General features: G+C 56.7%; 13 protein-coding genes. 5 read left to right on the top strand and 8 right to left on the bottom strand.

Annotated elements, in window-relative coordinates; all coding sequences use genetic code 11:
• Positions 1-244: 244 nt before the first annotated feature.
• Complete coding sequence (gene tsgA / locus ACHH0Z_RS18725; protein WP_045409149.1) at positions 245-1429, top strand: MFS transporter TsgA; 1185 nt, start codon at positions 245-247, stop codon at positions 1427-1429.
• An 18-nt stretch (positions 1430-1447) separates the two neighbouring features.
• On the opposite strand, the gene ACHH0Z_RS18720 is transcribed toward tsgA, so the two are convergent.
• The gene (locus ACHH0Z_RS18720) at positions 1448-2749 is read right to left on the bottom strand and encodes a cytosine deaminase (protein ID WP_045409176.1); all 1302 of its coding nucleotides are present in this window, start codon (positions 2747-2749) and stop codon (positions 1448-1450) included.
• Positions 2750-2988: 239 nt separating this feature from the next.
• Here ACHH0Z_RS18720 and nirB point away from each other — a divergent pair, with 239 nt between their 5' ends.
• The 4 genes from nirB to ACHH0Z_RS18700 all read left to right on the top strand — a co-directional run bounded on the left by nirB (position 2989) and on the right by ACHH0Z_RS18700 (position 7671).
• Positions 2989-5532 (top strand): nitrite reductase large subunit NirB, encoded by a 2544-nt coding sequence (gene nirB, locus ACHH0Z_RS18715; RefSeq protein ID WP_045409147.1) that lies wholly within the window; start codon positions 2989-2991, stop codon positions 5530-5532.
• Positions 5529-5855 (top strand): nitrite reductase small subunit NirD, encoded by a 327-nt coding sequence (nirD, locus tag ACHH0Z_RS18710; protein ID WP_045409145.1) that lies wholly within the window; start codon positions 5529-5531, stop codon positions 5853-5855. The genes nirB and nirD overlap by 4 nt, the downstream gene beginning before the upstream one ends.
• Before the next feature lie 134 nt (positions 5856-5989).
• A complete protein-coding gene (gene cysG / locus ACHH0Z_RS18705) occupies positions 5990-7363 on the top strand; it encodes a siroheme synthase CysG (protein WP_023326222.1) in 1374 nt (457 codons plus the stop codon).
• 137 nt (positions 7364-7500) lie between these two features.
• Positions 7501-7671 carry a YhfL family protein gene (locus ACHH0Z_RS18700; protein WP_008503029.1) on the top strand — a complete coding sequence of 57 codons (171 nt, stop codon included), beginning with the start codon at positions 7501-7503 and terminating at the stop codon, positions 7669-7671.
• Positions 7672-7814: 143 nt separating this feature from the next.
• Here the strand turns inward: ACHH0Z_RS18700 and trpS are convergent, their stop codons facing one another.
• From trpS to aroK, 7 genes are all read right to left on the bottom strand, one after another.
• Positions 7815-8819 (bottom strand): tryptophan--tRNA ligase, encoded by a 1005-nt coding sequence (gene trpS / locus ACHH0Z_RS18695; RefSeq protein ID WP_024907925.1) that lies wholly within the window; start codon positions 8817-8819, stop codon positions 7815-7817.
• Positions 8812-9573, bottom strand: coding sequence for a phosphoglycolate phosphatase (gph, locus tag ACHH0Z_RS18690; RefSeq protein ID WP_045409142.1), 762 nt, complete (start codon positions 9571-9573; stop codon positions 8812-8814). The genes trpS and gph overlap by 8 nt, the downstream gene beginning before the upstream one ends.
• Entirely contained in the window at positions 9566-10243 is a 678-nt protein-coding gene (rpe, locus tag ACHH0Z_RS18685) for a ribulose-phosphate 3-epimerase (RefSeq protein ID WP_008503032.1), read from the bottom strand. Before rpe ends, gph begins: the two co-directional genes overlap by 8 nt.
• Positions 10244-10284: 41 nt before the next feature.
• The gene (gene dam / locus ACHH0Z_RS18680) at positions 10285-11097 is read right to left on the bottom strand and encodes an adenine-specific DNA-methyltransferase (protein WP_008503033.1); all 813 of its coding nucleotides are present in this window, start codon (positions 11095-11097) and stop codon (positions 10285-10287) included.
• Positions 11098-11164: 67 nt separating this feature from the next.
• Positions 11165-12466: a cell division protein DamX gene (gene damX / locus ACHH0Z_RS18675; protein WP_023294719.1), complete on the bottom strand. Its 1302-nt coding sequence runs from the start codon at positions 12464-12466 to the stop codon at positions 11165-11167.
• 92 nt (positions 12467-12558) lie between these two features.
• Positions 12559-13647 carry a 3-dehydroquinate synthase gene (gene aroB / locus ACHH0Z_RS18670; protein WP_021242200.1) on the bottom strand — a complete coding sequence of 363 codons (1089 nt, stop codon included), beginning with the start codon at positions 13645-13647 and terminating at the stop codon, positions 12559-12561.
• A 57-nt stretch (positions 13648-13704) separates the two neighbouring features.
• Complete coding sequence (aroK, locus tag ACHH0Z_RS18665) at positions 13705-14226, bottom strand: shikimate kinase AroK (RefSeq protein WP_003861630.1); 522 nt, start codon at positions 14224-14226, stop codon at positions 13705-13707.
• Between the last annotated feature and the right edge of the window lie 106 nt (positions 14227-14332).

Below are 14332 nucleotides of genomic sequence, written 5' to 3'. Positions count from 1 at the left end.
AATGGCTTGATTCTAAAGAGCAGTATGAACGTAGACCAGCCTTTTACCTAATTTTACGAAATTGAAACAATTATTACTGCGCAAACGATTGGTTAGACCGTCACTTAATGTGATTTAGATCACATTAAAACCTGCAATGACATAATCATTACCCTTAAAAGATAGGAATGGATCACTTTAGCGACTAAAATCTGCCCGCTCTCAGCGCCCCTTCGGCGCTTTTCTTTTTTTGAACAGGCCAGACATGACTAACAGCAATCGCATCAAGCTCACATGGATCAGCTTCTTCTCCTACGCCCTGACCGGCGCGTTGGTGATCGTCACCGGGATGGTGATGGGGAATATCGCAGACTACTTCCATCTGCCCGTTTCCAGCATGAGTAACACCTTTACCTTCCTCAACGCAGGGATCCTGATCTCTATCTTCCTGAATGCCTGGCTGATGGAAATCGTGCCGCTGAAAACCCAGCTTCGCTTCGGCTTCGTGCTGATGGTCGCCGCCGTGGCGGGTCTGATGCTCAGCCACAGCATCGCCCTGTTCTCAGCCGCCATGTTCGTGCTCGGCCTGGTCAGCGGGATCACCATGTCGATCGGGACGTTCCTGATTACCCATATGTATGAAGGCCGCCAGCGCGGCGCGCGCCTGCTGTTTACCGACTCCTTCTTCAGCATGGCCGGAATGATCTTCCCGATGGTCGCTGCCGTTCTGCTGGCGCGCAGCATTGAGTGGTACTGGGTCTACGCCTGCATCGGTCTGGTCTACGTTGCTATTTTTATTCTGACCTTCGGCTGCGACTTCCCGGTTCTGGGTAAAAAAGCGCAAACCACGGCAGAGCCTGTGGCGAAAGAGAAATGGGGTATCGGCGTGCTGTTCCTCTCCATCGCCGCCCTGTGCTACATCCTGGGCCAGCTGGGCTTTATCTCCTGGGTACCGGAATATGCCAAAGGTCTGGGCATGAGCCTGAACGATGCGGGTAAACTGGTGAGCGATTTCTGGATGTCCTACATGTTCGGCATGTGGGCGTTTAGCTTCATCCTGCGCTTCTTCGACCTGCAGCGCATTCTGACCGTGCTGGCGGGCCTGGCGACCGTTCTGATGTATCTGTTCATCAACGGTTCGCCGGAGCATATGCCGTGGTTCATTCTGACCCTGGGCTTCTTCTCCAGCGCGATTTACACCTCGATCATCACCCTGGGCTCTCTGCAGACCAAAGTGGCCTCGCCGAAGCTGGTTAACTTCGTTCTGACCTGCGGCACCATCGGTACCATGCTGACCTTCGTGGTGACGGGCCCGATCGTTGCCCACAGCGGCCCGCTGGCCGCACTGCACACCGCGAACGGTCTGTACGCCGTGGTGTTCATCATGTGCTTCATCCTGGGCTTTGTGACCCGCCACCGCCAGCACAACGCGGCAGCGGCATCGCACTAAACCCTGCGCCCCTTTGCATTACGCAGAGGGGCTGTTTCTGGCGAAACTGACCTCTTCTCCTCCGGTATCCATCTGGATCCAGGTCTGCGCCAGCTGCGTAGTGGCAATAATCCGCCCCTGACGAATCGACCAGCGCACCGGCACCTGACAGCGCACCGCTTCAAACCCGCTCTCCGCAGGCAGAATAATCAGGTTTGCCGGATTTCCCGTTTCAATACCGTAATCGCTCAGGCCAAAGGTGCGGGCGCTGTTATGGGTAATCAGGTTCAGGCCGCTGTCGATTTGCGGATAGCCCATCATCTGGCAGACATGTAGCCCCATATGCAGCACCTGCAGCATATTGCCGGTGCCGAGCGGGTACCACGGGTCGAAGACGTCGTCATGACCAAAGCAGACGTTAATACCTGCTTCCTGCAGCTCTTTCACCCGGGTGATGCCGCGACGCTTCGGATAGTCATCAAAGCGCCCCTGCAGGTGGATGTTGACCAGCGGGTTCGCGACGAAGTTAATCCCCGACATCTTCAGCAGACGGAAAAGCCGCGAGGTGTAAGCGCCGTTGTAGGAGTGCATGGCGGTGGTGTGGCTGGCCGTCACGCGCGGGCCGATGCCGGCCTCATACGCCAGCGCGGCCACCGTCTCGACAAACCGCGACTGTTCGTCGTCAATTTCATCGCAGTGGATATCCAGCGGGCGGTCATACTTCTTCGCCAGCTCAAAAGCGATATGCAGCGACTGCACGCCATATTCCCGGGTAAATTCGAAGTGCGGGATCGCCCCCACCACGTCGGCCCCCAGTTTTAACGCCTCTTCAAGCAGCGCCGCGCCGTTCGGGTAAGAGAGAATACCTTCCTGCGGAAACGCGACGATTTGCAGCGTTACCCACGGCGCCACCTCCTGCTTCACCTCCAGCATCGCCTTCAGGGCGGTGAGCGTCGGGTCAGAGACATCCACATGGGTGCGGACAAACTGAATGCCGTTAGCGATTTGCCACTTCAGCGTTTTCCAGGCGCGTGCTTTCACATCCTCATGGCTGAGCAGCGCCTTGCGCTCCGCCCAGCGTTCAATGCCTTCGAACAGCGTGCCGGACTGGTTCCAGTTCGGCTCCCCCGCCGTCTGGGTGGTATCAAGATGAATATGCGGCTCGATGAACGGCGGGAGAGCAAGCCCACCGCGCGCGTTCAGTACCTCATAACTTTCGGCGTGGGTGTCGTCCATCGGGGTGATGTCACCAAAACGCCCGTTCTCGATGGCAAGTTGCCACAGCCCTTCCCGACCCGGTAAACGCACATTCTGAACAAGCCATAACGGTGATGTAGACATACCTTTCCCCTCATAAACGCAGCTGATATTCAGGCGTATCGATTTTTGCAAAACCGCCCCTGATTTGTACACAAATTCAACGAACACGAAAAGCCTGCGATTTCCGCCACTTATAAAAATCCTGACAAATCAGTCATATACCACCTAAGGAGTAGGCGAAGGCGTATTTGATTTGCATCAATAAGCGCCCCTGCTGAATCGTTAAGGTAGGCAATAATAGAAAAGAAATCGAGGCAATAATGAGCAAAGTCAGACTCGCTATCATCGGTAACGGCATGGTCGGCCACCGCTTTATTGAGGATCTTCTCGATAAAGCCGATGCTGAGCAGTTCGATATTACCGTGTTCTGTGAAGAACCCCGCAAGGCATACGACCGTGTGCACCTGTCTTCCTACTTCTCCCATCATACCGCCGAAGAGCTCTCTCTGGTGCGTGAAGGTTTCTACGAGAAGCATGGCGTAAAAGTGCTGGTGGGCGAACGCGCTATCACCATCAACCGTCAGGAAAAAGTGATCCACTCCAGCGCCGGCCGTACGGTTTTTTACGATAAGCTGATCATGGCGACTGGCTCGTATCCGTGGATCCCGCCGATTAAAGGCTCGGAAACGCAGGATTGCTTCGTTTACCGTACCATTGAAGACCTCAACGCCATTGAATCCTGTGCGCGTCGAAGCAAACGCGGCGCGGTTGTTGGCGGTGGCCTGCTGGGCCTGGAAGCCGCGGGCGCGCTGAAAAACCTCGGCGTTGAAACCCACGTTATCGAATTTGCGCCAATGCTGATGGCCGAACAGCTCGACCACATGGGTGGCGATCAGCTGCGCCGTAAGATCGAAAGCATGGGCGTGAAGGTTCACACCAGCAAAAACACCAAAGAGATCGTTCAGGAAGGGACTGAAGCACGCAAAACCATGCGCTTTGCCGACGGCAGCAAGCTGGAAGTGGACTTCATCGTCTTCTCCACCGGCATCCGCCCGCGCGACAAGCTGGCAACGCAGTGCGGCCTGGCCGTCGCGCAGCGCGGTGGGATCATGATTAACGACACCTGCCAGACCTCCGACCCGGATATTTACGCCATCGGCGAATGCGCCAGCTGGAACAACCGCGTATTCGGCCTGGTCGCGCCCGGGTACAAAATGGCGCAGGTCGCCGTGGATCATATCCTGGGCAGCGAAAACGCCTTCACCGGCGCAGACATGAGCGCCAAGCTGAAGCTGCTGGGCGTGGACGTAGGCGGTATTGGCGATGCGCATGGCCGCACGCCCGGCGCGCGCAGCTATGTCTATCTCGACGAAAGCAAAGAAGTCTACAAACGTCTCATCGTCAGCCAGGACAACAAAACCCTGCTCGGCGCGGTACTGGTGGGCGACACCAGCGACTTCGGCAACCTGCTCCAGCTGGTGCTGAACGCCATCGAGCTGCCGGAAAACCCGGACGCGCTGATCCTCCCGGCGCACGCCTCCAGCGGCAAGCCGTCCATCGGCGTGGATAAACTGCCGGACAGCGCGCAGATTTGCTCCTGCTTCGACGTCACCAAAGGCATGCTGATCTCCGCGATCAACAAAGGGTGCCACACCGTTGCGGCGCTGAAAGCGGAAACCAAAGCCGGTACCGGCTGCGGCGGTTGTATTCCGCTGGTCACCCAGGTGCTGAACGCCGAGCTGGCGAAACAGGGCATCGAAGTGAACAACAACCTGTGCGAGCACTTCGCTTACTCTCGCCAGGAGCTGTACCATCTGATCCGCGTGGAAGGCATCAAGTCCTTCGACGAACTGCTGGCGAAGCACGGCCAGGGCTACGGCTGTGAAGTGTGTAAACCGACCGTCGGCTCCCTGCTGGCGTCCTGCTGGAATGAGTACGTGCTCAAACCAGAACATACGCCGCTGCAGGACACCAACGACAACTTCCTGGCGAACATTCAGAAAGACGGTACTTACTCCGTCATTCCGCGTTCCGCCGGTGGTGAAATTACGCCGGAAGGGCTGGTCGCGGTGGGCCGTATCGCACGTGAATTTAACCTCTACACCAAAATTACCGGCTCCCAGCGTATCGGCCTGTTTGGCGCGCAGAAGGACGACCTGCCGGAAATCTGGCGTCAGCTGATTGAAGCGGGCTTCGAAACCGGCCACGCGTACGCCAAAGCGCTGCGCATGGCAAAAACCTGCGTGGGCAGCACCTGGTGCCGCTACGGCGTCGGCGACAGCGTGGGCTTCGGCGTTGAGCTGGAAAACCGCTACAAAGGCATCCGTACCCCGCACAAAATGAAGTTCGGCGTCTCCGGCTGTACCCGCGAATGTGCGGAAGCGCAGGGTAAAGACGTGGGTATTATTGCCACCGAGAAAGGCTGGAACCTGTATGTGTGCGGCAACGGCGGGATGAAACCGCGCCATGCGGACCTGCTGGCGGCGGATCTCGATCGCGACACGCTGATTCAGTATCTCGACCGCTTCATGATGTTCTACATCCGTACCGCCGATAAGCTGACCCGTACCGCCTCCTGGCTCGATAACCTCGAGGGCGGCATCGACTACCTGAAATCGGTCATTATCGACGACAAGCTGGGCCTGAACGAACATCTGGAAGCGGAAATGGCGCGCCTGCGCGAGGCGGTGATCTGCGAGTGGACGGAAACCGTCAACACCCCGGCGGCGCAGACGCGCTTCAAACACTTTATCAACAGCACCCAGCGCGACCCGAACGTACAGGTTGTGCCGGAGCGCGAACAGCATCGTCCGGCGACGCCGTATGAACGTATTCCGGTCACGCTGGTGGAGGAAAACGCATGAGCCAGTGGGTAAACATCTGCAATATTAACGACATTCTCCCCGCCACCGGCGTCTGTGCGCTGCTGGGCAACGAGCAGGTGGCGATTTTCCGCCCTCGCCACGATGAACAGATCTTTGCCATCAGCAATATCGACCCGTTCTTTGAGGCCAGCGTGCTCTCCCGCGGACTGATTGCCGAGCATCAGGGTGAACTGTGGGTCGCCAGCCCGTTGAAAAAGCAGCGTTTCCGCTTAACCGACGGACTCTGCATGGAAGATGAAAGCTTCTCGATCAAACACTACGACGTCCGCGTGAAGGACGGCGAGGTGCAGCTGAAAGCGTAACCCCTCGCCTTTTCAATAGGAAAGGCTTATGACCCCTTATGGGTAACGGCAGGAAAAACCGTATGTTCTGTACGATTCCTGCTGTTATCCTGACGTCAATTCTTCCCCCGCCATGAATGCTGTGAGGTAACGTCGTGGATCACCTGCCGATTTTTTGTCAATTACGCAACCGCGACTGCCTGCTCGTGGGCGGCGGCGACGTGGCCGAGCGCAAAGCGCGCCTGCTGCTAGAGGCTGGCGCCCGCCTGACCGTGAATGCCCTGTCCTTCGCCCCCCAGTTTGAGGTTTGGGCCCAGGAAGGGATGCTCACGCTGGAACAGGGTGCGTTTAATGAATCCCTGCTGGACACCTGCTGGCTGACCATTGCCGCGACGGATGACGATGAAGTGAACCAGCGCGTGAGCGACGCCTGCGAAGCGCGCCGTATCTTCTGCAACGTGGTGGATGCGCCGAAAGAGGCCAGCTTTATCATGCCGTCGATTATCGACCGCTCGCCGCTGATGATTGCGGTATCGTCCGGGGGACGTTCGCCGGTTCTCGCGCGTCTGCTGCGGGAAAAACTGGAAGCCCTGTTGCCTCAACACCTTGGCCAGATTGCGCATTATGCCGGTCAGCTGCGTTCACGCGTGAAGCAAACCTTCGCGACCGTGGGCGAGCGCCGTCGCTTCTGGGAAAAATTCTTTGTGAACGACAGGCTGGCGCAGTCGCTGGCGAATCAGGACACCAAAGCCGTTGAAGAGACGACCGAACAGCTGCTGAGCGAACCGCTGGACCATCGCGGCGAAGTGGTGCTGGTAGGCGCAGGCCCCGGAGATGCGGGTTTGCTGACGCTGAAAGGGCTACAGCAGATCCAGCAGGCGGATATCGTGGTGTACGACCGTCTGGTCTCCGATGACATCATGAACCTGGTGCGCCGCGACGCCGACCGCGTTTTCGTGGGCAAGCGCGCGGGCTACCACTGCGTGCCGCAGGAGGAGATTAACCAGATCCTGCTGCGCGAAGCGCAAAAGGGAAAACGCGTGGTCCGCCTGAAGGGGGGCGATCCGTTTATCTTTGGACGCGGCGGCGAGGAGCTGGAAACCCTGTGCGACGCGGGTATTCCGTTCTCCGTGGTGCCCGGCATTACGGCGGCGTCCGGCTGTTCAGCGTACTCTGGCATTCCGCTGACCCACCGCGACTACGCTCAGAGCGTGCGTCTGGTGACGGGCCACCTGAAGACCGGCAGCGAGCTGGACTGGCATAACCTGGCCGCCGAAAAGCAGACGCTGGTGTTCTACATGGGGCTCAATCAGGCCGCCACGATTCAGGCGAAGCTGCTGGAGCACGGTATGAATGCGGATATGCCCGTCGCGCTGGTCGAAAACGGCACCGCCATTACGCAGCGCGTGGTGAATGGCGTGCTGACGCAGTTAGGCGAGCTGGCGCAGCAGGTCGAAAGCCCGGCGCTGATCGTGGTAGGCCGCGTGGTTGAACTGCGCGACAGGCTGAACTGGTTCTCGAATCACTAACGCATATTATCCCTTCCTGGAGTAGTCCTTAAGCGGACTACTCCCCTCTTACCGCTACCGATAACATACCGCCCGCATAGTGGAACTTTTCCATTTATTCCCTCGTATTACATCCATTTTTTAGACAAGGAATGCATATGTTCAAACTGGCAAAAGCCGCCGTTCTGGTTGGCCTGTTATCGACGCTGACGGCCTGCACCGGTCACGTTCAAAACACCAAAAATAACTGCAGCTACGATTACCTGCTGCACCCGGCGATCTCCATTTCGAAGATCATCGGTGGTTGCGGCCCGGCGGCACAGCAGTAAGCGTTTTACAGGCGTAAAAAAACCGGGATATCCCGGTTTTTTAGTTTTGGAGAGTGTGTTTTTTGTCGGGTGGCGCTGACGCTTACCCGACCTACACGGTCCCGTAGGCCGGGTAAGGCGAAGCCGCCACCCGGCACAGCGGCTTAAGGTTTCGCCACAAACCCAATCGCTTCATACACCGCTTTCAGGGTTTCGGACGCGCGCGCGCTGGCTTTTTCCGCCCCCTCTTTCATCACTTTCTGCAGGAACGCTTCGTCGTTACGGTAGCGGTGATAACGCTCCTGCAGCTCGGTCAGCATGCCGGAAACGGCATCTGCCACTTCGCCTTTCAGGTGGCCGTACATCTTGCCTTCGAAGTGTTTTTCCAGCTCAGGGATGCTCTGGCCGGTGACGCCCGAGAGGATATCCAGCAGGTTGGAGACGCCCGCTTTGTTCTGCACGTCGTAGCGCACGACTGGCGGCTCGTCGGAATCGGTCACCGCGCGCTTGAGCTTTTTGACAACCGATTTCGGATCTTCCAGCAGGCCGATAACGTTGTTGCGGTTATCGTCAGACTTGGACATCTTCTTGGTCGGCTCCAGCAGCGACATCACGCGTGCGCCGGACTTCGGAATAAATGGCTCTGGTACTTTAAACACATCGCCGTAGATCGCGTTAAAGCGCTGGGCGATATCGCGGCTCAGCTCCAGGTGCTGCTTCTGGTCTTCGCCGACAGGTACCTGGTTTGTCTGGTACAGCAGGATGTCTGCCGCCATCAGTACCGGATAGTCAAACAGTCCGGCGTTGATGTTTTCAGAGTAGCGCGCGGATTTATCCTTGAACTGCGTCATGCGGCTCAGCTCGCCGAAATAGGTGTAGCAGTTCAGCGCCCAGCCCAGCTGCGCGTGCTCCGGCACGTGAGACTGAACGAAGATGGTGCTCTTCTCTGGATCGATGCCGCAGGCCAGATACAGCGCCAGGGTGTCCAGCGTGGCTTTGCGCAGCTTCTCAGGATCCTGACGGGCGGTAATCGCATGGAGATCGACGATGCAGTAAATGCAATGGTAGTCATCCTGCATGCTGACCCACTGACGTAACGCACCCATGTAGTTACCAATGGTCAATTCACCTGAAGGCTGTGCGCCACTAAAAACGATGGGCTTAGTCATTGTTCAATTCCTGATGTTCACTGTGCGAAAGCCCGAGTGCGGGCAACAAATCTTTGAAGTGGTCGAAAACGACGTCCGGCTCACTCAGCGTGATGGCTTCACCGTAGTTGTAGCCATAGGTTAACCCCACGGAAGGACACCCGGCCGCGCGGGCAGCCAGAATATCATTGCGGGAATCGCCGACAAAGAGCAGCTCCGCAGGCGTTAAGGATAATTTTCCTGCCACCAGCAGCAGCGGTTCCGGATGGGGCTTTTTGTTCTGCACGTCGTCGCCGCCCACAATCACGGAGAAATACTTCGCGATACTGAGCGCTTCCAGCAGCGGTGCGACAAACGGCGTGGGTTTGTTGGTCACCAGACCCAGCGGGATGCCCTTCGCGTGCAGCGCGCTCAGCGTTTCCTGAACGTCCGGGAACAGGAAGCTGCCCTCCTCGACGGTCTCTTCATAGAAACGATCGAACAGTTTGCGCAGAATACGCAGCTGCTCTTCCTGCGGGATGTCCGCGTGATCGACGCTCGGTTTACCCTGGGCGGAACGCTGCGACGCACGCTCCTGACGCGCCCACGTCAACGCGCGCGCCATCAGAACATCGGCGCCGTTGCCAATCCACGTGACGACGCGCTCTTCACCCGCAACGGGGAGTTCAAGTGCATACAGCGCCTGGTCGACGGCGCTCGTTAAGCCCGGCGCGCTGTCAACCAGCGTGCCGTCGAGGTCGAATGCCACACCCCGAATAGCCTGTAATTTATCCATGACTTACCTTCGCCAGCTCGCGGCGCATTTCATCAATGACTTTTTTGTAATCCGGTTGGTCGAAAATGGCAGAACCGGCAACGAACATATCCGCGCCTGCCGCCGCAATTTCACCAATGTTATTCACTTTCACGCCGCCGTCTACTTCCAGACGAATGTCGTAGCCTGACTCGTCGATACGACGGCGGACTTCACGCAGCTTATCCAGCGTGTGAGGAATGAATGACTGGCCGCCAAAACCGGGGTTAACGGACATCAGCAGGATCACGTCCAGCTTGTCCATGACATAGTCGAGATAGCTCAGCGGCGTGGCCGGGTTAAACACCAGACCCGCTTTACAGCCGTTCTCTTTGATCAGCTGCAGCGTGCGATCCACATGTTCAGAGGCTTCCGGATGGAAGGTGATGATGCTGGCACCCGCCGCGGCGAAGTCAGGCACGATGCGATCAACCGGTTTCACCATCAGGTGAACGTCGATCGGGGCGGTAATGCCATAGTTACGCAGCGCCTTGAGCACCATCGGACCGATGGTCAGGTTAGGAACGTAGTGGTTATCCATCACGTCGAAATGGACGACATCCGCGCCAGCCGCCAGTGCGTTGGCGGTATCTTCACCCAGGCGGGCAAAATCGGCCGACAGAATTGAGGGAGCAATCAAAAACTGTTTCATCCGCTTCTCCTTGAAATGTGTTTACCGGCGGGCAAAACGGCTCAGGGGCGATAAAGAGCCAGGAGTTCGTCCACCTTTTTACGTGTGCCGCCGTTGCTGCTAATGCTACGCCGCACCTTAACCTGAAAATGCTTCGCGGCTTTGTACCATTCGCGCGTATCAGGCGTGTCGTGATTCGAAATTAACACCGGAATTCTTTTGCTGACCAGCTTTTCCGCCATCTCCGCCAGACGCGCCTGCTCGGCAGGGCTGAAGCTGTTGGTGTGGTAGGCGGTGAAGTTCGCCGTCGCAGACAGCGGCGCGTATGGGGGGTCACAGTAAACCACCGAATTGACGCCTGCCAGTTCCATACACTCTTCATAGGAGAGGCAATGAAACTCCGCGTTCTGCGCTTTTTCAGCAAAGTGATAAAGCTCGTCCTGTGGGAAATACGGGCGCTTGTAGCGACCAAACGGCACGTTAAATTCCCCGCGCAGGTTATACCGGCACAGGCCGTTGTAACCATGACGATTAAGATAGAGGAACAGCAGAGCTCTGCGGAACGGATCCTGACTCTGGTTAAACTCCGCGCGGAACTGGTAGTAAACGTCCGGATTATTGTTCTCGGGCGTAAACAGCTTGCGCGCCTCTGCGACATACTCATCGGTACGGAGCTTAACGATGTTATAGAGGCTGATAAGGTCGCTGTTGATATCCGCCAGGATATAACGAGAAAAATCGGTGTTGAGGAACACCGATCCCGCACCCACGAAAGGTTCGATAAGACACTCGCCTTCAGGCAGGTGCTTTTTAATATCATCGAGCAGGGGGTATTTCCCCCCTGCCCATTTCAGAAAAGCGCGATTTTTTTTCATGCTGACTAACTGATTACACCTTCTCCGGCTGTGGAGAAAGCTCCGACAGCATCCTGCGCTTTAAACATTACTTCAGATCGGCCTGAACCTGATGAATCGGCTTCGCCCATGGGTTCTTCGCCTGAACGTCAGCTGGCAGCGCCGCTACGGCACGTTTTGCTTCATCTTTTGACGAATAAACACCGCTCACCAGCACATACCACGGCTGACCGTTACGGGTCGTCTGATAAACAACATAGTTTTTCAGATTTGATTTCTTCGCCCAGCTGTTGAGGTTGTCGTAGTTAGACGAACTGCTCAGCTGCAGCGTGTAGTTGCTGGAAGGCGCAGACTTCAGCGAACCGACGTTACCTGCCGTTTTACCTGCCGCGCTGCTGGAGGCGGTTGCCGTCGCGGCTGGTGCCGCTGTGGCAGCCGGTGCCGTGGTGGTCGCCGTGGCTTTCGGCGCAGTCTGCGTGACGGGCGCTTTAGCAGGCTCGCTCACCGCAGCCGTTTCCGTGCGTTTCGGCTGGGCCGGTACGGCTTTCACTTCAGGCGCTTTTACCACTGCCTGAGGTTTGGTTTCACGCTTAGGCTCAATCACTGCCTGCTTACGTTCAGGACGTGTTGTAGTCTGCGTCTGGTGCGGTTTGGTTTCCGTCGCGGCCGTTTGAGGCTGAGCGTTACCGCCGCGAATCGGGGCAACGGTTGCAGGTTCAGTTGGCAGCGTAGAGTTAACCACGACGTTATCAACCTGCTGCTGGTTCTGCGGCTGCGTCAGCGCATTGTTCAGGTCTCCCTGAACTTCCACACGCTGCTGACCTTCTGGCGCAACAGGTGCCTGACCCTGAGCTGGGGTTGAAGAAACGGGCGGCAGAGAAACATCCTGCGGCGCTGTGGTGTTACCGGCGGTCTGCTCTGCGGAAGTAGCACCCGGCGCTGGCTGTGCGCCATTCGCCTGATTGGACGCATCGTTACCGGAAAGGTTGATGCTCTTCTCAGCGGAAGCCGTTTGCTCGGTTGAGTTCGTTGACGGTGCTTTAAGCGCGGAGCCAATGCCGACAATCAGCAGCACAAGCACCAGAACGCCAAGGCCCATCATAATGTACTGGCGGGACGCCGGTTTTGGCGCAGCGGCTTTTTTACGTTTACGCGGGCGACGCTCTACAGGCTGTTCGTCCATTGAATCTTCTTCGGACTCATAATCCTCTTCTGCTCGCTCTTCGTGCGCGTTGCGGCTGCGCGAAGGGCGACGATCGTCTGCATCCAGATCAACATCGTCAAAGTTGATCTGCGGCTCGTTATCACGTTCTGAAGATTGACGAGAACGACCAGTACGACGATCGCTGGGATCGGGTTTCAGCTCGTCTTCTGGTTTGAATTCATCCATTTAACACCCCACTCAAAGGCTTATGCCAACGACTTTGCATTTCACCTGAAGCTAAACGACCACCTGCGACAGTGGCCTGACCTTTCTAGTTGTTACGCCTGCTGACAGTCAGCGATAGCGCCAAGAACGACATCGTGCGGCACTCCGCCGCGCACTTCACTCTTCCCTATTGCAAGCGGGAGTACAAGACGCATCTCACCTGCCAATACTTTTTTATCGCGCATCATGTGGGGTAAATACGCTTGCGCCGACATCTCCTGCGGCCCGTTCACCGGCAAACCTGCACGCTCAAGCAGCGCAATGATACGTGCCGTCTCTTCCGGTTTGAACTGCCCAAGGCGTTCAGAGGTGCGGGCAGCCATCACCATGCCGGCCGCGACGGCTTCACCGTGCAGCCAGTTGCCGTAACCCATTTCGGCTTCAATCGCGTGACCAAACGTATGCCCAAGATTCAGTAAAGCACGTAAGCCCGTTTCACGCTCGTCTGCGGCAACAACTTCTGCTTTCAGCTCACAGCAACGACGAATGCAGTATGCCAGTTTTGCCTCATCGAGGCCCAGCAGCGCATCCATATTCTCTTCAAGCCAGTTAAAGAACTCGCCATCCAGAATAATGCCGTATTTGATCACTTCCGCCAGACCCGAAGCCAGTTCGCGCTTCGGCAGGGTTTTCAGACAGTCGAGATCCACCACCACCGATGCGGGCTGATAGAACGCGCCAATCATGTTTTTGCCGAGCGGATGGTTCACTGCCGTTTTGCCACCGACAGAGGAGTCGACCTGAGACAGCAGCGTGGTTGGGATTTGAATAAAGCGGACACCACGCTGATAGCTTGCGGCCGCAAAGCCGGTCAGATCGCCCACAACACCGCCGCCCAGGGCAAGCAGTGTTGTATCGCGACCATGCGGTTTTTGCAGCAATGCGGTAAAGACGGTATCCAGTACCGTCAGGCTTTTATACTGCTCGCCATCGGGGAGAATCACACTGTCGACTTTTACGCCCGCCTGCTCAAGCAGGTGGCGTACGCGGTCGAGATAAAGCGGAGCCAGCGTCTCGTTGGTGACCAGCATCGCCTGATCACCCGCTTTCAGTGGTAAAAAGGAAGCTGGGTCGTTAAACAAACCAGCCGCGATGGTGATAGGGTAACTACGTTCCCCGAGAGTAACTGTAATCCTCTCCATGACGCGACATCCACCTTTAATGCTTTTACCCGCAGGCGAGTGTATATAAAGCCAGAATCAGTTGCTTTCCAGCATATGAATAATCTGGTTTGCAACCACTTTAGCGCTCTGGTCGTCGGTACGAATGGTCACATCGGCAATCTCTTCATACAGCGGATTGCGTTCATCGGCCAACGCTTCCAGAACTTCGCGTGGTGGCGTTTCAACCTGCAGCAGCGGGCGCTTTTTATCGCGCTGCGTACGTGCCAGCTGTTTCTCAATGGTCGTCTCAAGATAGACCACTACGCCACGGGCGGAGAGACGGTTGCGGGTTTCGCGAGATTTCACAGAGCCGCCGCCTGTTGCCAGAACGATGCCCTGTTTTTCCGTGAGTTCGTTGATCACTTTTTCTTCTCGGTCACGGAAACCTTCTTCGCCTTCTACGTCGAAAACCCAGCCCACATCAGCTCCGGTTCGTTTCTCAATCTCTTGATCAGAATCGTAAAATTCCATATTGAGTTGTTGAGCTAACTGACGCCCAATAGTGCTTTTGCCGGCACCCATAGGCCCAACCAGAAAGATATTGCGTTTCTCTGCCATTTTATCGGTACTACTAAGACTATTCGTTAATGGTAATCCCCGCTTCGCAGACACCCGGCGTAGCAGGACATGAACTGAAACCTCATATGCAATAGAGCGAGAGTCA

It is taken from the genome of Enterobacter cloacae complex sp. 2024EL-00227 (genome assembly GCF_043945315.1).
Taxonomy (GTDB): domain Bacteria; phylum Pseudomonadota; class Gammaproteobacteria; order Enterobacterales; family Enterobacteriaceae; genus Enterobacter; species Enterobacter roggenkampii.
Note: the sequence above shows the minus strand (reverse complement) of the source record. Positions and strands in the feature narration are given on the sequence as shown.